Below are 18,785 nucleotides of genomic sequence, written 5' to 3'. Positions count from 1 at the left end.
GTTTGGCTAACGTACCGAACGAGCACTCCCTGAGCACCCTTCTTGATGGCCTGAAGGACATCGACGTAGAAGAGACCCAGGAATGGGCTGAGTCCCTCGAGGACCTTATCAAGACTCACGGCACCGAGCGTGCAGAGTACATCCTTCGCGCGCTGCTCAAGGAGGCTGGCGAGAAGGGCGTTAAGGTCCCGACTCTGGTCAAGACCGACTACATCAACACCATCCCCGTCGACCAGCAGCCCGAGTACCCCGGTGATGAGGAACTCGAGCGCCAGTACCGCGCATGGATTCGTTGGAACGCAGCAATTATGGTTCAGCGTGCCCAGAAGAAGGGCATCGGCGTTGGCGGTCACATCTCCACCTTTGCAGGTGTGGCTGACCTCTACGAAATGGGCCAGAACCACTTCTTCCGCGGCCGTAACCACCCCGGTGGCGGTGACCAGATCTTCTTCCAGGGTCACTCCTCCCCCGGTGTCTACTCCCGCGCATTCGTTGAGGGCGTCCTGAGCGAAGACCAGATGGACGGCTTCCGTCAGGAGAAGACCAAGGGCGCAGACGGTATTCCTTCGTACCCGCACCCCCGTTGCATGCCCGAGTTCTGGCAGTTCCCGACCGTTTCCATGGGTCTGGGCCCCCTGAACGCAATCCACCAGGCATCCTTCAACAAGTACCTGCACAACCACAAGATCAAGGACACCTCCGAGCAGCACGTCTGGGCATTCCTGGGCGACGGCGAAATGGACGAGCCCGAGTCGCGTGGTGCACTGCAGCTGGCTGCAAACGAGCACCTGGACAACCTGACCTTCGTCGTCAACTGCAACCTGCAGCGTCTGGACGGCCCCGTTCGCGGTAACGGCAAGATCGTTCAGGAGCTCGAGGCATTCTTCCGCGGCGCAGGCTGGCACGTCATCAAGGTCCTGTGGGGCTCCGACTACGACGAGCTGCTCAAGAAGGACAAGAGCGGCAAGCTCATCCAGCTGATGAACGAAACCCTCGACGGTGACTACCAGACCTTCCGCGGTGAAGACGGCGGCTACATCCGCGAGCACTTCTTCGGCAAGTACCCCGAGACCAAGGAACTGGTTGCAGACCTGACCGACGAGCAGATCTTCAACCTGCGACTGGGTGGCCACGACGACAAGAAGCTCTACGCAGCCTACAAGGAAGCTATGGAGACCAAGGGCAAGCCCACCGTCATCCTGGCACAGTCCATTAAGGGTGCGGAGCTCGGCCCGTTCTTCGAGGCACGTAACTCCACCCACCAGATTAAGAAGTTCACCATGGAAGCACTGAAGGGCTTCCGTGACCACCTGAACATCCCCATCTCCGACGAGGAGCTGGAGAAGGATCTGTACAACCCGCCGTACTACCTGCCCGAGGCAAACCACCCGGCACTGCAGTACATGCAGGCACGCCGTAAGGAACTCGGCGGTTACATCCCCGGCCGCGCAAACGCACAGCCCGAGATTCCCCTGCCCGAGTCCAAGGTCTACGCACAGACCAAGAAGGGCTCCGGCAAGCAGACCGCTGCTACCACCATGGCGTTCGTCCGCCTGATGAAGGACCTCATGCGTGTGAAGGGCTTCGGTCACCGTATCGTTCCCATCACCCCCGATGAGGCACGTACCTTCGGTATGGACTCCTTCTTCCCGTCGGCTAAGCTGTACAACCCCAACGGCCAGAACTACGTGCCCGTTGACCACCAGCTGATGCTGACCTACACCGAGTCCCCCGAGGGCCAGATCGTTCACGTGGGTATTAACGAGGCAGGCGCATCCGCAGCGTTCACCGCTATCGGTACCTCCTACGACACCCACGGCGAGCCGATGATCCCGATTTACATCTTCTACTCGATGTTCGGCTTCCAGCGCACTGGCGACTCCTTCTGGGCTGCAGGCGACCAGCTGTGCCGCGGCTTCGTCATCGGTGCAACCGCTGGTCGTACCACCCTGTCCGGTGAGGGCCTGCAGCACGCTGACGGTCACTCCCCGATCCTGGCGTCCACCAACCCGGCGTTCAAGATCTACGACCCGGCATACGGCTACGAGATTGCGCACATCATGGAGCGCGGTATCGAGCAGATGTACGGCACCAAGGACGAAGATCACAACGTCATGTACTACCTGACCGTGTACAACGAGCCGATTCACCAGCCTGCTGAGCCGGCAAACGTTGACGTTGAGGGCATCATCAAGGGTATCCACAAGATCAGCGAGTCCCCGCTGACCTCCGGTCCCAAGGCACAGTTGCTGGCATCCGGCGTTGCTGTTCCGTGGATCGAGAAGGCTCAGCAGCTGCTGGCTGAGGACTGGGGCGTCTCCGCAGACGTCTGGTCTGTCACCTCGTGGACCGAGCTGCGCCGCGACGGCATTGCCGCTGAGGAAGAGGCTCTGCTGAACCCGAACCAGCCCGCTCGCGTTCCTTACGTGACCCAGAAGCTGGCTGGCGCTGCTGGCCCGATCGTCGCGACCACCGACTTCGCTTCGGATGTTCCCGACCAGATCCGCCAGTTCGTTCCGAACGACTTCGCAACCCTGGGTGCTGACGGCTTCGGCTTCGCAGACACCCGCCCGGGCGCACGTCGCTTCTTCCACATCGATGCAGAGTCGGTTGTTGTCCGTACCCTGCAGATGCTGGCAAAGCGCGGCGAGGTTGCAGCAGACGTTCCCGCGAAGGCATTCGCTAAGTACGACCTGCTCAACGTGAACGCTAACTCCGAGCTGGAGCAGCACTAAGCATTTAGCTGTAGAACCCCGGTTCTGCGTTAGAAGCTAAACGATGCCCCCGGTTGATGATTCATCAACCGGGGGCTTTCGTGTTTTAACTGTGAAGGGGTGCAGGATACCCGAGCTGATTCCTGTCGATATGCTCGTTGACTATGCGTTTCTTACGTAATAAATCAGACGTGACCGGAGTTTTGATTGCCTGGTGCGTCTAGCCGGTGGTAGGCTTTAACCACCCTTCAACTATGATATTCGCCATAGTATTGGTGGATATTCAGGGTGCCCGACCAGCGGGGGGGGGCACGACTCACTCATCTACGAGTATTTACCCTCCATAACTCATAGGGGTTCATGATGAAGCTCTAGAATACTCTCCCAGCAGTAACGACGCTGCAGAAACACCCTTGTGCGTGGTCTGCCATAGCGTCTTAGCCTTTCGCTATGGGTGCACTCCCAAGCTAGCAAGCACTCCCCCCGAGATTCTGCTTATCGCTCTGGGATTCACATAGATTCCAGATTCTCTCGACACCCATATTCACCGAGGCATATGCTTTGCAACAATCAGCAAAATGCAGCCCCGCTTTCTTTACGGCCGCATATTCTTTATCCAATTAAGGAGGGAGAATTATGAACCTCAAGAAATTCTTTCAGCCCGCAATGGCTTTAACATTTGCATTCACGCTAGCATGCACATCCTGTTCTACAGGCCCGCAACTAGAACGTGATGAAACAGCCCAAGCAACTCTAGACTATAAAAACAACCGAATCATTACTCCACTCGAAGAATACAATGACCATTTAGATGAAAATTCCCAGTATTACACTCAAGCCTTGGAAATTCTCAGGCAACGCTGTTTCGCAAAACACGGCCAATCCTACGAAATATATATCCCGGATATAGAAGATAGGAAATTCTTTTCGTCCAGTCGCGAGTTTGGCCTCTGGAACCCCGAATACTCCGCCAAATATGGAAACTACAAGCGATCCGGGAATGCACCATCATACGGGGGATATGACACAAAAATCATGGAACAGTGCATGCCTGAAATCTTAGCCACGTTGAAAGAGATTGCCGGCATCAGCCTCGAAGAGCAAAGTGGCCTCACAGAAGCCTATCGTCGAATCCACGGTGAATCCTATGCAGCTGCCATGAATCATCCCGAATGGAAAAAATACCGTGAAGCATGGTGGAAATGCCTATCGGATAAAGGTCTAACGCCACGAAAGGGCGATGAAGAATGGGAAACACAAGAGCTATCAGATGCAACCCGCGCTAGTGGTGATAATAATGCCCCGGCCTCAGAAGAAGAAATTCGATTCAGTGTCATTGAAGCACAATGCAGTAAAGATACAGGAATGGCTCAAGGTCTTGCCAACCTCGTAGCCTCATATCAAAAACCGCTCATTCGAGATAATGAAACAAAACTAGAAGAACAGCGAAAGCAGCTATCAGAAGTTTATCTCCGATATAAAGAGTGGGTTCTCAAAAACCAATAAATATAATGCCCCCGGTTGATAAATCATCAATCGGGGACATTTATATTTATTAATTACTCTACAGATAGAGCGGGCTAATTGGCGAAGTGGCCGGTCACCTCCGCCAGACGCGCCGGATTCACCAAATCAGGGTGCGTACCCTCCAGCAGCACCGCACGGAACGACGACGCATGCGCCGCCCAACCCGCCGCGTCCAAATACGGCTGATCCTCATGCGGCACACCCACCAGCAACACATCACCATCAAAGAACGCCTGCTCAGCACCACGCATCAACGCCGCCGAAGCACGCATACTACCCAGGCACACGCCCAACTTCTCCTCCGGTAGGTAACCCATCGCCGAACCCGCCTTCTGCAGACGCTCCAACGTACCCGGCAAATCAAGCTGCTCATCAGCGGCAGGCTCCGGCAAACCGCCCATACGCAGCAACGCACGGAAGCTCTCCTGCTCATCCGGCGCAGGCACGCCCTGCCACTGCTCCGAAGGATACGCATCCAACAGGATGACACGCTCAACCTGCGCACCCGCAGCCTGCGCCAAAGCCGCCACCTGCACCGCGGCAGTACCGCCCACAGACCAGCCCATCAACGCAAAACGACGCGGCAGCGAACGCTCCGCCAGGGTCTTCTCAATCTGTGCCAGGTAGCCCTCAGCCAGCTCCTGCAGGCTCGACGCAAACCCAGCCTGCGGGTCAGAGAACGCCTCAGCCTGCACAGCATACACACCCTGCTGAGCCGGAAGATGCGAAAGGTACCCCGCATAGCACCAGCCCAAACCACCCGCAGGCGGCAGGATAAACAGCGGCGCGGGGGCATCGGTAGCGTCATGCGCGGTAGGTTGTTCTCGCAGCGGCAGAACCGGCGCGAACTCCGCCCCCTCGCCACGCTCGCCCGCAATAGATGCCGCCAAATCCTGCACGGTCGGATGCGCAAACAGCGCACCGATGCTCACGCTCAGACCCAGCTGCTCCTCAACCGCGGCAATCACCTCAAGAGCCGCCAGCGAATGACCGCCCGATGCGAAGAAGTCCTCATCCACGCCGAAACGCTCACGACCCAGCACGCCCGCAATAATCGAGCACAGCTGCTGCTCCAGCAGGCCGTGCGGACCCTCGGCATCGGAAGTCTGAGGGGTCAGGTCCAGGGACGCCAACAGCTTGCGGTCCGCCTTACCGGAGGGGCTCACCGGCAGAGCAGGCAGGGTATGCCACAGGGTCGGAACCATGTAGTCCGGCAGAACCTGCGCACAATGCTCACGCGCCGCCTCCACCAGCTGCTCGGCACGCTCAGCGGGCACGTCGCCGACTTCCAGCACCGCCGCCAGGGCAGGCTCACGCAGACCGCGGTACAGCAGAGCCACCGAAGCGCTCACGCCCTCAACCGCGGCAAGAGCCATCTCAATATCGCCCAGCTCCAGGCGCTGACCGCGCACCTTAATCTGATAATCCGTGCGGCCGCGGTAGCCAATGACGGCGCGACCATCGGGAAGAATCTCCCAGCACGCCAAATCGCCCGTACGGTACAGGCGCTGACTCTCACCGTTCAGCAGCGCGAGCGCACCGGCGGGAGCCTGCTCCACGAAAGCCGCCGCGGTCGCCTGCGGGTTGTTCTTGTAGCCGCGCGCCAGCTGCACGCCCGACAGGTGCAGTTCACCCGTCACACCCACCGGCACGGGGTGGCCGGTCGGGTCAAGAATCAGGGTGCCGGTGTTCCAGACAGGCTCGCCAATGGGCACGCTCTCGCGCTGCGGGTCGGTGGAGGTCTCCCAGAAGGTCACGTCCACCGCCGCCTCGGTCGGGCCGTACAGGTTCAGCGGGTACACGCCCAGAACCTCGCCCGCAGCCTGCACCTGGTCCTTCTGCAGCGCCTCACCCGAGCAGACCACGTAGCGCAGGGGCTGCTCTCGATCCTGACCGAAGCCAGCATCAGCCAGGATGCGGCGCGCCGCCGGCGAAGAGGTCAGCGCCGACAGCATGGTCGGCACAAAGTGCACCGCAGTGACGGACTGCTCGGCAATCACTCGCGCCAGGTAGGCGGGGTCGCGGTGACCCTCCGGCGCGGCAATGACCACGGCGGCACCCTCGGCGAGAGGCCAGTACAGCTCCCACACGTGCACGTCAAAGGAGATGGGGGTCTTGTGCAGAACGCGGTCGCCCTCCCCCACCGGAATCTGGTGCTGCTGCCAGCGCAGGCGGTTATCAATCGCGCGGTGGCTGATGGCAACGCCCTTAGGCCTGCCCGTGGAGCCGGAGGTGAAGAGCACGTAAGCGTCCTCGTCCAGACCGGTTTTCGCGCCCGGAAGCTCCTCTGCGGCGGGTGCTGAGGAGTGTTCCCCGTTGGGTTCCTCGGCGCTCAGTAGGGGCAGAGTATGCTGCGGCAGGTTCGCGTGACGCTGCGGTTCCTGCGGGTTCAGCTCTTCCGCGTTCAGCGGGTGCAGGCCGGGGCCGTGCAGAAGCAGGGAGCACTCGGCGTCCTCCATCATCACGCCCACACGCTCAGCGGGCAGATCCGGAAGCACCGGCACATAGGTGGCGCCAGCGTACAGCAGGGCGTACAGCGCCACGTACTGCTCGGCGCCGCGGTGCACACGCAGACCCACCGCGTCGGAAGGGCGAACACCCCAGTCCAGCAGCTGCGCGGCAAGCGCACGGGCGCGCTCATCCAGCTCGGCGTAGGTGAGGGCGCGGTCGAAGGCGTAGGCGCGCTCCGACTCGGGGGTGAGCACCTCACCGGGCGCGGGGGCAGAATCCAGCACCGCGAGCGCCTGCGGATGTGCCGCCACCGCGTCATGGAAGCGACCCAGCAGGGTCTTGTACTCCAGCGGGTGCTCGGTCAGCGCCGGGGCGGTCAGCTCGCGCAGGGTCGCAAGCTCCGCCTCGGTCGCCAAGCCGAGATTGTTCAGGGAGGCGTCCTCGCGCTGCGCCTCCGCGGCGTAGGCGGGTAGCCACTCGCTCAGGCGGGCGGCGTGACGTTCCAGCTCCTCAGCGGTGTAGAGCGCCGGGTTCATGTCAATCTCGCAGGAGATGCTGTTGCCGCGGCCGGGCATGCCGCGCAGGGTGAAGGTCGCGTCAGCAACGGGACCGGCAGAGATATTGTGAATGCGCGCGGTCGGTACCGCGGATCCGGACTCGTCCTTCGAGGGCGCCGCCAGCGGCAGCACCGCGTCAAAGGGCACCACGTTAATCTGCGCACCAAACAGCCTGGACTGGGCATTACGCGCGGTACGCTCGAGGTCTTCCTGACGAGCCAGCGGATGCTCAGCGTTGCGGGCGTACTGCTCCTTCACCGAGTGCAGGGATTCCGTGATGGGGCCGGTCGCCGCAACCTGCACCGGCAACACATTCACCGCGGTACAGCCGGTCTGCGCGCTCGCCGTACCCAGGGCGCGGGTCGCCTCCGGCAGGGTGCGGGCGAACATGCGGTTCATCTGCGGCACGCCGAATGAAGCCTGCGGGTAGCCGCCCACACGCGCCAGGTACGAGCCGACGGCGGCGGTCACCAGCACGGGCCAGGAGACGGCGTGCTGCTTTGCCGCATCCAGCAGAGCCTGCTGGGTGGGCACGTCAATGCTGAACGCCAGGCGCACAGACTGCGCTGACGGGGAGGCGGTACGACCCGCCAGGGAGGTGTCTTCCTGCTCCAGGGCGCCGCTCGCCTCCCAGAAGGCGACGTCTTCGTCACGGGCGGTGGAGGCGGCGTCGTCCGCGTCGAGCAGCTGCTGCAGGCTCATGCGGCGGGTTGCCGGAACCGGCTGACCGGCAGACAGGGCGCGGTATATCGCCGCCACACGGGAGAGGCCGTTGAACGCGGCGAATCCGTCGGCAACCACGTGGGAGAAGGAATGGTACACCCAGAGGAACCCGCCATAACGCACCACTGCGCTACGCACGGTCACGCCCTCATCGGTGGCGAGGGGCTGGGCGAGCAGGCGCTGTGCCCAGGCGCGCACCGGCGCGGGCAAATCAGAGTCAGGCAGGGCTGATTCAGGCAGGTCAGAGGCGTTCTCCTCCCTCGCCTCGGCGGTGCCGCTCAGCTCCCCTTCATCTACGAGCAGGTCAATGCCCGAAAGGAACGCCTCCTCGGTCAGAATCTGCTGGGAGGCGGCACCATCGGCAATGCGGGTGCGCACGCGGAAGCCCTCGTTCTCGCGGTAGAGCTGCTCAAAAGCCTCACGCAGCAGGGCGAGGTCGGTGTCTGCGGGGCATTGCAGAACCTCCGCGGTGTTGTAGCAGGGGTTCGTCGGGTCAATCGCGGCGGCAAAGTAGATGCCGCGTGCGTTAGTGGTCAGCGGTAGCCAGGGGCTGTCAGCGCTGTGCTGTGCGGAGGGGTTCGCGGCGGTGCGAAGGTCGGAAGCAGTCCCGAAGCTAGCGGGTGCGGTAGTATCAGCTACGCCCATGGTGGCCTCTCAAAGGTCTGGATTAGGGGTCTGGATTAGGGATGAGATATGCGGTGTGTTAAAGGTAGGTGTGAAAGGTAGGCTACTGCCCCGCCGCTTCACGCTGGCAGAAGTGCGCTGACAGAAGTGCGCTGACAGGGGTAAACGCAGCTACACAACACGGCGTAAAACCGGCGCACAGAAAAACGAGGCGAGTAGCAAACACCCCGGGTACCCGCCTGCATTCGCGGCAGGCGGGCACTCGGGGTGCGGTAACGCTTAGCCCAGGCGGGAGGCGATGAACTCCACGGTCGGGTTCTCCACCAGCTCGGTAAACTCAATCACGGCGCCCTCAGCGGCAAGGTCGTCGAGCAGGGCGAATGCGCCCATAGAGTCCATGCCTAGGGAGAACAGGTCGGTGGTCGGCTCGTCAAAAGCGGTCTGCAGGGAGTCGGGCTCGACGATGTACTTCTCCATGATGGGGCGCAGGGTCTCAAATGCGGACATTTTTCTCCTCAATAGGGGTAGGAATAAGGGCGTACGGTTTAGCTGAAAATGGTCAGCTCAAAGGGTTTAGCCGAAAATTTCGGCAAGCTTGGCGCGCAGTTCGCGGCGAGAAATCTTACCCACGTTCGTGGTGGGCAGCTCCTGCAGAACCTGCACGCGCTCGGGAATCTTGAAGTCGGCGAGCTTCTTCGAGGTGAAGAACTCGTGCATCGTGCGGCGCGGGTTTTCGCCCAGGTCGGCGCCTTCCTGCGGCACAATGACCAGGCCCACGCGCTCGCCCACGGTCTCATCCGGGATGCCCAGGACCACGGCGTCAAAAACGTCGGGGTGGGTCAGCGCCAGCTCTTCAATTTCGTCCACGGCAATCTTCTCGCCATTGCGGTTGATCTGGTCCTTCGCGCGGCCGGTCACCTCAAGGTACTTGCCTGCGACCAGTCGCACAATGTCGCCGGTGCGGTAGAAACCGTCCTCGGTAAAGCCGTAGCGGTTCGCGTTCTCCTCCAGGTAGTAGCCGCGAATCGTGTACGGGCCGCGGGTGAGCAGGTGGCCGCTCTCACCGCGCTTAACCGGCTGGTCCTGATCATCAACAATCAAAATTTCATCGTCGGGGCTAATCGGGTAGCCCTGAGTCCTCAGACGCATCTCAATCGGGTCGTTCGAACGGGTGTAGTTCACCAGTCCCTCAGCCATACCGAACACCTGCTGAACGGTGCAACCGAGCACGGACTCGATCTTGCCCGCAACCGCCGGAGCCAGCTTCGAGCCGCCCACCTGCAGGGTCTGCAGGGAGGGCAGGGACACATCGCGCTTCTCCGCGGAGGCGACCCACGCCTGAGCCAGCGGCGGCACCAGCGCGGAGGTGGTCACACCCTCCATCTCAATGAGGTGGAACGCAGTCTGCGGGGACGGATCCGCCGCAAACACCAGCTTGCCGGAGGCGCACATGACACCCAGAATACCGGGCGAGCTCATCGTGAAGTTATGCGCGGCGGGCAGCACCACGAGCATGGTCGTGTTGTTGTTCAGCTTGCAGATATCGACCGAGCCGCGCACCGAGTACAGGTAGGCGGCGTGGGTGCGAGGAATCAGCTTCGAAATGCCGGTCGTACCGCCGGAGAGCTGCAGGAACGCCACCTGCTCGCTCGCGCGGGTGTTCTCGGTGTTCTGGATGACGCCGGGCACGAACTCTTCGGCGAGCTCTTCTTCGGTCAGCGGGGTCAGCGGCTCCGCAACGTCAATAGCAACCGGCGGCTCCAGGGAGTTCTTGCGCAGTTCGGCGGCAACGTCCTCGTGCAGGGCGGTGAAATCCGCGCCGGGGGTCAGCGAGGAGAACACGTGCGCCGCCGCGTCGGTGCGGGTCGCAAAGTGCACGAGCTCGGTGGTGCGGTGCTGCGGCAGGCAGAACACCGGCAGCGCCGCCGCCCAGAAAATACCCAGCAGGTACACCAGGTACTCGGCGGTGTTACCCAACTGCAGCAGCACACGGTCACCGGGCTGCACGCCAGCCTGAACGAGGCGCGCCGCAGCGGCACGACCTGCCGCCTCCAGCTCACCGTAGGAGAGGCGAATCTGCTTGGGCTTACCGTCCTCATCGAGCTGCGCGTGCGAAAGCGCCACCAGCGCCGGGAAGTGCGGCTTTGCGCGGCAGGCATCCAGCAGGAACTCGGGGATGGTCTGGTCAATCCAGTAGCCGGCTTCGCGGTACTTCGCGGCAAAAGACTCGGGGATGAGCGGCGTGGGGGCCAGGGGGCTACGTTCTACGGTCATCTTCTCTCGATTTCTGTGTCGTTTGCGGTTTCTATAGCGCTCACGTTGTGTTCGCAGCGTGATGCCATCTCGTCAATGAGGGCGGGTGCGCAACCTACGCCGGGTGCCCTTCGGCACCCCTCGCGGCGCGGTAGTGTTGCACTTCTCTTAGGCTGTACTTCTCTAGGATACGGGCGCGGCGGTGTTTACCCTAACGGGGCACCCCGCACGCCCACCATGCGGGGCGTACCCTACCCGTGGGGCGCTAGGCGGCATCTCGTAGATCCTCCTCGGAGCCCGGCTCAGCGTCAGTCTCCTCACGGCAAGAAGCGATCATACGCTCCAACGCCGGCACAATCGCACCGCGCCAGCACGCATAATCGTGACCGCCGTTGAAGGTCGTGCAGCGCGCATTCTTCAGGCCCAGCTTTTCCAGGCGTGCCTTCAGCTCACGGTGAGGCGGCACCAGAATCCACTCCTGCTCCCCCACCTCAATCTCAAGGTACAGGTGACGCAGGCGATCAATCTCGCCCGCCGCCTCAAGCTCGTCCAGGCGGTCCATGACCTGCGGCTGCCACAGCGACGAAGACTGCGCGATCGCGCCGCCAAACGCCTCCGGGCGGCTCAGCACCGCTAGCAGGGAGGACAGACCGCCCAGCGACTGACCGTTAATCACAATGTTCTGCGGCGCGGTCTTAATGCCGTGCACCGCCTCCAGGTGCGGGAAGGCAATGTCCACCAGGTAGTCGGCAATCGGGTTGTCGCCATTCAACTCCTTCCAGCGGTTCTCGCGACCGCCAGAGTGCAGGAAGAACACGTGCATCGCCGGAATACGGCCCGCCTCGTGGGCGCGGTTGAGGGTGTGCTCCATACCCTGGCTGAACCACATCTCACCGTCGAACTGGATGAACAGCGGCGCGTCCGGGGCGGGGTCACCCACACGGCCGAGCACATACTGGTGACCGTCAGAGGTCTGCATCCACTCGGGGGCGGGCAGCGCATCAATCTCTTCCTGAGTCAGGATGAACTCCTGCACCGGCGCATGCTCAAGCTGCACCACACCCATACAACGACCAATACGGTTGCACACGGTCTCGGGGTTCAGCGGGTCACCCTCGCCGGAATCCAGGGCGGCGCGCAGGCGCACCTGGTCGTCATCACCCAGCCAAGCGGGGCGCTCGCCGGGCAGCGCCGGCAAGAAGTTGTAGGAGGCACGCCAGGTGGTTTCCATCTGCATGCTCAGCTGCCACCAGCCAGTGCCCTCGATGCGGGCCATGAGGGAACGGTCGAGGTTCTTCTCATCGGTCAGGCGGTTGATGAACATGAGCACCTGCTCCGCCTGCTCATTGTGGTACAGGAACGTGACGATGCGCTCGTTCTCGCTGATACTGCCGTCTTCGCGGTGCACCGGCTCAATAATCGGGGTGCCCTCGGAGACGACCTCAACGATGCGGGCGTTCAGCTCTTCGCAGCTGACCGCCTCAGCAATGAGGGCGCTAATGAGGGGGCTGTCCACGCGCGGTGCCGGTACGGGGCGCGGGGTCTTAGGAGGGGTCGGGCGCACAGCCGGCGCAACGGTACGCGGCTGCGCAGAAGTAGCCTGGGCAGAAGCAGTCTGCACAGAAGTAGCCTGTGCGGGAACGGTCGCGGTGGGTTCGTGCTCGCCCAACGGTTCCTCCTTGGTCTGTGGAAACACTCAATCGGTGAGAATCGGTGAGGAGGCGCATTATCGTTAGTTAGCCTCCACTACCTCACTCTATGGTATCCCTTACCCAAACTCTAGCCAAAGGAAAAAGCGAAAGAACCAAAACATGACAAGATGACAGCGAGCGCGGGCATTTTTTTCGCCCCCCTCCCTCGCCCCCCCCCCCCAAAAAATGGGGTCGAAAATTAGGGCGCCAGAATAGACTGCACGAATACGCGGCACGGATAAGCGACACAAACCGGGCGGTTAAATGAGACGAGGCACCGAGACCGTGCATCAAACCTCTCAAGTCGCAACTTTCAAAGTCTCATGCGGCAGTCTCGGTGCCTCATCTGCGGGTTCCCAAAATGGAACCTACCCAGTGCTCGTTTCCGTTCATGCGTCAAAGACGGGCGAGCACCGGGTAGGCGCCCTACGCGCAGGGGATCCTGGGTCCCTCAGATCCTAACGTTCGCTGCTCGGCGCAATGCCGAGCTTTTCCACCCGTACTGAGACGGTTGGCGCAAACTCCCACGCGGCTTAGGGGCGAAAACTATTCGCTTTCGCGGGCCGCCGAAATAGCGTCAGCGGCAATATGAATTGATTGGTTCTCCTTCGGAATAACCAAAGGGGTGCCAGTGCATGGATCAGGAATAATGACTGATTGCAGGTCAAAAACTTCCTGGATAAGTTCCGGTGTAATTATCGCACGCGGATCGCCCTGAGCGATAATCCGGCCCTGCTTCATTAACACAACATGAGTAGCATACCTGAAAGCGAGGTTCAGGTCATGCAACACCACGGCTACCGTTCGCCCTTCAGAATGCAATTTCTTCGTCAGGTTCAGCACCTCAATCTGGTGCGTGATGTCCAGGTAGGTGGTCGGCTCATCGAGCAGAATCAGCGGGGTCTGCTGCGCCAGGGTCATGGCAATCCACACACGCTGACGCTGACCGCCCGAAAGCGCCTCAATGGGACGCTCAGCAAGCTCCAGCACGTTCGCCGCCTGCATCGCCTCCACGCAGGCGCGCTCGTCCTCATCAGACCAGGAACGCAGCAGCGACTGGTGCGGGTAGCGGCCGCGCGCCACCACATCCGCCACGGTCACGCCGCTAGGCGCCTCCGGGGTCTGCGGCAGCATCGCCAGGATCTTGGCGATGGCGCGGGACTTCATCTGCGGCAGCGGGGTGCCGTCCAGGCGAACCTCACCCTCCTTGAGCGGGTTCACGCGGGCAAGAGCCTTCAAGGTGGTCGACTTACCGCAGGCGTTCGGGCCCAGGATAACGGTCAGCTCCCCCTCCGGCACCTGAAAATCTACCCCGTTGAGCACCGTATGCTCACCGTAGGCAACCACCATGTTCTCGCCTTCAAGGCGGGTCGTCACACTAGCGTTCACTAGCTCTTCTTCCTTTCGAGGTAAATCAGGTAAATCAGGTACAGGCCGCCAATCGCGCCGGTCACCACACCCACCTGAATGATGCGTCCGGGAACAGCGAATCGGCCAATCAGGTCAGAGCCGAGCACCATGAGCGCACCCATAAGTGCCGCGGAGGTGAAGCCCACCCCGCCACTGCGAGACAGGGTCTTCGCGATGTGCGGTGCCGCCAGGGCGACAAAGGCAATCGGGCCGGTCGTCGCGGTCGCCAGCGAAACCAGAAGCACACCGATAAACAGAGCCGCCACACGGTACGCGTTCACGCTCACACCCAAACCGGATGCCACCTGGTCACCAAAACGAATCGCGCCCAGCGGGCGGACCAGCATCAGCAACAGCGGAGTCACCACGAGCAGCAGACCCATCAGCGCGTAGGTGCGCTCCCACGTGATGTCATTGAGCGAACCGGCAAGCCAGGACGCCGCGGTCTGCGCCTGAGTCAGCGAAGCACGCACCACCAGCAGCGCATTGAACGCCGCCAGGGTCGACCCCACACCAATACCGACCAGCACCAAGCGGAAGCCATGCAGGCCCGTGCGGCGCGTCAACAGCCACACCAGCACCGAAGTCGCCAAGCCACCAACCACAGCACCCAGAGCAACCTCAACGGGGCCGGAATTGAAGACAATAATCTGCAACAGCGCACCGGTCGCAGCACCATTCGTGAAGCCGATAATATCCGGCGAACCCAGGGCATTACCCGAAATCACCTGGAAAATCGCACCCGAGAGACCAAGCGCCGCACCCACCAGAAGCGCCGCCACAATACGCGCCGCACGCTGCTGAGCGAAAGTCACCGTAATCTGCTTGCCCTCACCCAGCAGCGCCGGGATCAGCTTCTCCGGGGCGATCTTATAATCACCCTGCAACATGCCCCAAAACGCCAGCGCCGCAATCAGCACCACCAACGCCACATTCAAAATCAGCACACGCCACGGCACCTGAGCACTCAGCGGACCGCGCACAGTCAACACCGGGCGGCCACCCAAATCGCGGCCGCTACGACGCGCAGAACGATTAGCTGCAGTGGTGACGGTCGCCGTCGAAACAGCGGAAGAATTCGACATTAGAGAGCCTCCACCTTACGACGAGTCATCAAGAACAAGAACACCGGGGCACCGGCAAGAGTCGCCACAATACCCACCTGAGTCTCCTGCGGAGCCACCAGCACACGCGCCAACACGTCAGCACACAGCAGCCACACCGGACCCAACAGCGCCGAACCATAATTCACCCAGCGCACATCATTACCGAGTAGGGCACGCACCACAAACGGCACCGCCAAACCCACAAAACCAATCGGACCCACCGCAGCAGTCGCCGCACCGGCAAGCACCGTCACCGCCAGCAACGTCAAATTCTGGGTCGTACGCACACTCACGCCGAGGCTGGTCGCCGCCTCCTCGCCCATACTCAGAGCATTAATCGCAGGAGCCACAAAGAACGCCACCAGCATACCCAGCAGAATCACCGGACCCACCGTCGACGCGATATCCATACCGCGGCCCTCCAGCGAACCGGCAACCCACACACGGAACTCGTTATATGCATCCTGATCAGCCAAAATCAGGCCCTGCGCAATCGCCGACAGCGCCGCAGAAATCGCCACACCCGCCAGAGCGAGCTTCACGATCGACCCGTCACGGCCACGACCCAGCGTGTACACCAGCACCGCAGCCAACGCGCCACCAATCGTCGCAGCAACCATGTACTGCCAAATACCCATCACGCCAAAAACCACCACGGAAGCAATCACAGCCACCGCAGCACCGGCATTCACACCCATCAGGCCGGGCTCAGCCAGCGGGTTACGAGTCAACGACTGCATCAAAGAACCGGCAACCGCCAACGCCGCACCCGCCGCAAGACCCACCAAGGTACGCGGAATGCGCTGCTCCATCACAATCGTCTGCGCCTGCTCAGAAGCAGTGCCATTGAAAACAGCCAGAACCTGATCCGGCGGAAGATTATTCGACCCGAACAGCAAAGAAGCAGCCACAGCCCCCACCAAAAGCACCGCAAACAAGAACAGAAAAGCCAGGCGCTTACCCAACTTCTGCCCCTGAATCACAGAACCCTGACGGGACGTACTCTCCTGCTGAACATCTCGGGACAATGAGCTCGTGAAGGCCACTATGCTCCTTATGCTCGATACAAGAAAACGGGGAGGCACACCCGGCGCACCCACACCACACGAGGGGCACCCGGCACACCGGTAGATAATGAGAGAAACGCCGGAGCGGGCGGGTTACTCCCCCACCCGCATCCGACGTTAAGTCTTAGCGCTTACGGGTCAGCAGCAGCGCAGCGGCACCCACAATGCTTACGCCCAGAACCACCACGCCAATCCACGGGAACGCAGCACCGTAAGTCACGGTCTGAACGGTGGATGCGGTGTTAGCCGCGCCCGAAGCTGAAGCGCTCGGGTTCGACGCAGTACCGCGCGCAGAAGACGAAGAAGATGCGCTCGCCGAAGCGGTCGCCTTCTTCTGGGCATTTGCAGAAGCCGAAGCAGCAGGCGCAACGGAAGAGCCAGAGGTACCGGAGGTACCGGAAGAGTCAGCTTCCGCGTTCAGGCGGTCGTACTCCTCCTTAGTGATGGTGTTGCCCTCAGCGTCGGTGTACACGGTCTCAGCCTCAGCCGCGCCACCTGCAGAACCATTCGAGGAGCCGTTCGAACCACCATTGGACGAGGACTCGTTGGAATCGTTAGAGCCCTGAGCCTCGTCTGCAGAGTCTGAGTTGTTAGAGTTCGAGCCGCCGTTCGAGGAACCACCGTTGCTCTTCGAGCTGGAAGAGCCGCGGTTCGAGGAAGAACCCGAAGAGTTCGAGGAGGAATTATCCGAACCGCCCTCACCCACCACGGTGAACTCGGGGCTACGGTTGCTGTACGCCTCGGTGCCCAGGTACTTGCCGTCCTTGTCACGCTTCTCACCAGTTGCAAGGAAACGCAGAGTGTGAGTGCCAGCGCCAACATCCGGCAGAACGAAGGAACCGGAGACGTTACCGTTGCCATCGGTCTTCTGCTGGTGCACCACGCAAGCGCCCTGTGCCGCATCGGAGGGGCACAGGTTACCGTCGTCCACCTTCACGGACACCACAGTGTTTGCGGGGAAGCCGCTCACGCTAAAGGAAATCACGCCGTGCTCGCTCACAGAGGAGGAAACAGTCGAAGAGGTGCCGGGGGTAGATGCCTTCGCACCGCCCGGAGGCAGAGCGGATGCAGTGCCAACGCCCAAGCCCAGCGCCAGGGTTGCGGCAGCACAGGCGGTCAGCGCCTTAGAGGTCAGGGATGCCTTCGGGGCTCCCGAAAAAGGTGCACGCATGGTGGTCCTTTCAAAATTACCGGGGTCGAAGCTGAACGCTACCGGGTTCGTGTCAGTACAGTTCAGTAGGTCAGTGCAGTTCAGTAGGTTGCGACCCGAGTGGTTAGTGGGGCACCCGATCCACGCCCCTGTTCAAGGGTGCAGGGTCAAAAGTGTGGGGCGTGAGCCGGTGCCGGTGTGAATGTGTGGTCAGAGAGCTTACTTCTTGGAGGTGCGCAACAGCAGAGCCGCAGCCAAAACCACCAGGCCAGCCGCCGAGAGCAGCAGGTTATTGGCGTTGTTCACCAGCCACTTGGTCAGACCGGTCAGCTCAGTACCCTCAATGGTCGGGCCCTGTGCCTTGGTGCCAGCGGCGGAGTTCTGCGAACCCTGCGTGTTCTGCGAGTTCTGCGAACCGGCGGCAGCCTTCACTGCCTTCTTCGCGTTGGCTTCGGTCTTCTGCACGGTGGTTGCCAGGTTCTTCTGCGCGTTCTGAACCTTCGCCTTAGCCTGCACGCGGTTCACGACCGGGGCGGTGCTCTGCGAGAGCGCGGCGAGGGACGCGTCCACGTCGGTGGCGCGGGTGCTGATGCGGCCGCCCGCGTTACGCATGGGCACAGGTGCCGTGGAGGTTGCGGTTGCGGGGTTCTCGTTCAGCTCTTCGACCAGCTGGTCGGTGGCGTCCTGCTCATCGCGGGAAACGTCCTGACGAGGGGTAACAGCACGTTCCACGGTCATGTCAGCAAAACCGAGCACCGCATTGTCAGCGCCCTGGTTGCCGTTGTGCACAACCACGCGGTAGGTTGCGGCGGGCATGCTCACGCTGGTTTCGTAGCTGAAGCTGCGGTTGCCATCCAGACGCTTCCAGCCGGAGCCGTAGAGGGTCTGCGGGGAGTTACCGAGGTAGGTTGCGGCGTACACCCAGGTGCCCGGTTCAGCGTTCGGCACGGTCACGGTCACGGTGGAGCCGTCACGGCTCACCTGCACGCCATTACCAGCGGTCAGTTCGGAGGCGTTGACCGGCTCGGGCGCGTCACCGGGGGCGTACTCGCCGATGGTGAAGGTGGTGTTGATGCCACCCTGGCTATTGGCACCGCCGTAGGTTCCGGATCGGTCGCCCTCACGCAGGCTACCGGTCAGCAGGCGCAGGGTGTGCTCACCGGAGGCGTACTTGGCGGCGTCTTCGTCATTCTTGAAGGCTGCGTTGTCGCGGGTGGGCAGGTCAATCCAGGCGTCGATATGGCCGTTCTCATCGGGGGTGATGACAGCCCAGATGGTGCGGTTGTCGTTGACCGCGGTGGCGTCGTTACGGGATACCTTGCCGTCGTCAATCTTCAGACCGATAACGGATGCCTTCTTGTCTTCAGGGTTGCACCAGCCGTCACCGGTCAGGTGCAGCTTGCCGCCCTGAACCGCCTTGGGGTTCTCGATGCTCAGGCGCGGGGTGAAGGAGCCGTCAGCGGGGGCGCAGGTTTTCGAGTCTTCGCTGGGTGCCGGGGTGGGGTCTGCAGT

At 61.7% G+C, this 18,785-nt stretch carries 10 protein-coding genes and 1 pseudogene; 2 read left to right on the top strand and 9 right to left on the bottom strand.

The window, feature by feature from the left end; all coding sequences use genetic code 11:
- Positions 1–2 precede the first annotated feature (2 nt).
- Positions 3–2,735 carry a pyruvate dehydrogenase (acetyl-transferring), homodimeric type gene (gene aceE, locus AB8C10_RS07590; protein WP_368867374.1) on the top strand — a complete coding sequence of 911 codons (2,733 nt, stop codon included), beginning with the start codon at positions 3–5 and terminating at the stop codon, positions 2,733–2,735.
- Between the two features lie 615 nt (positions 2,736–3,350).
- On the top strand, positions 3,351–4,220 hold the full coding sequence (locus AB8C10_RS07585) for a hypothetical protein (protein ID WP_368867373.1): 870 nt from the start codon (positions 3,351–3,353) through the stop codon (positions 4,218–4,220).
- 74 nt (positions 4,221–4,294) lie between these two features.
- On the opposite strand, the gene AB8C10_RS07580 is transcribed toward AB8C10_RS07585, so the two are convergent.
- The 9 genes and pseudogenes from AB8C10_RS07580 to AB8C10_RS07540 form a co-directional block, all read right to left on the bottom strand.
- Entirely contained in the window at positions 4,295–8,617 is a 4,323-nt protein-coding gene (locus tag AB8C10_RS07580) for an amino acid adenylation domain-containing protein (RefSeq protein WP_368867372.1), read from the bottom strand.
- Positions 8,618–8,875: 258 nt separating this feature from the next.
- Positions 8,876–9,103, bottom strand: coding sequence for a phosphopantetheine-binding protein (locus AB8C10_RS07575; RefSeq protein WP_005507422.1), 228 nt, complete (start codon positions 9,101–9,103; stop codon positions 8,876–8,878).
- A 66-nt stretch (positions 9,104–9,169) separates the two neighbouring features.
- Positions 9,170–10,870, bottom strand: a complete 1,701-nt coding sequence (locus AB8C10_RS07570; protein ID WP_368867371.1) for a (2,3-dihydroxybenzoyl)adenylate synthase — start codon at positions 10,868–10,870, stop codon at positions 9,170–9,172.
- A 244-nt stretch (positions 10,871–11,114) separates the two neighbouring features.
- Entirely contained in the window at positions 11,115–12,518 is a 1,404-nt protein-coding gene (locus tag AB8C10_RS07565; protein WP_368867370.1) for an enterochelin esterase domain-containing protein, read from the bottom strand.
- A gap of 568 nt (positions 12,519–13,086) precedes the next feature.
- Complete coding sequence (locus AB8C10_RS07560; protein ID WP_368867369.1) at positions 13,087–13,929, bottom strand: ABC transporter ATP-binding protein; 843 nt, start codon at positions 13,927–13,929, stop codon at positions 13,087–13,089.
- A complete protein-coding gene (locus tag AB8C10_RS07555) occupies positions 13,929–15,035 on the bottom strand; it encodes a FecCD family ABC transporter permease (protein WP_049342128.1) in 1,107 nt (368 codons plus the stop codon). The genes AB8C10_RS07560 and AB8C10_RS07555 overlap by 1 nt, the downstream gene beginning before the upstream one ends.
- A complete protein-coding gene (locus tag AB8C10_RS07550; protein ID WP_239662331.1) occupies positions 15,035–16,084 on the bottom strand; it encodes a FecCD family ABC transporter permease in 1,050 nt (349 codons plus the stop codon). Before AB8C10_RS07550 ends, AB8C10_RS07555 begins: the two co-directional genes overlap by 1 nt.
- Positions 16,085–16,247: 163 nt before the next feature.
- Positions 16,248–17,294, bottom strand: a complete 1,047-nt coding sequence (locus AB8C10_RS07545; protein WP_368867368.1) for a plasmid partitioning protein — start codon at positions 17,292–17,294, stop codon at positions 16,248–16,250.
- A 198-nt stretch (positions 17,295–17,492) separates the two neighbouring features.
- A pseudogene (locus tag AB8C10_RS07540) lies at positions 17,493–18,785 on the bottom strand (peptidase); the annotation flags it as partial.

The sequence above is a fragment of the Rothia mucilaginosa genome, assembly GCF_964210535.1.
Lineage (GTDB): Bacteria > Actinomycetota > Actinomycetes > Actinomycetales > Micrococcaceae > Rothia > Rothia mucilaginosa_F.
The sequence above is the reverse complement of the archived record's forward strand: the minus strand, read 5'-3'. Positions and strand labels throughout refer to the sequence as shown.

Coding starts and splice junctions, on each gene's coding strand:
- AB8C10_RS07580 (WP_368867372.1), bottom strand. CDS start 8,617: ATGGGCGTAGCTGATACTACCGCACCCGCTAGCTTCGGGACTGCTTCC.
- AB8C10_RS07570 (WP_368867371.1), bottom strand. CDS start 10,870: ATGACCGTAGAACGTAGCCCCCTGGCCCCCACGCCGCTCATCCCCGAG.
- AB8C10_RS07545 (WP_368867368.1), bottom strand. CDS start 17,294: ATGCGTGCACCTTTTTCGGGAGCCCCGAAGGCATCCCTGACCTCTAAG.
- AB8C10_RS07555 (WP_049342128.1), bottom strand. CDS start 15,035: ATGTCGAATTCTTCCGCTGTTTCGACGGCGACCGTCACCACTGCAGCT.
- AB8C10_RS07585 (WP_368867373.1), top strand. CDS start 3,351: ATGAACCTCAAGAAATTCTTTCAGCCCGCAATGGCTTTAACATTTGCA.
- AB8C10_RS07575 (WP_005507422.1), bottom strand. CDS start 9,103: ATGTCCGCATTTGAGACCCTGCGCCCCATCATGGAGAAGTACATCGTC.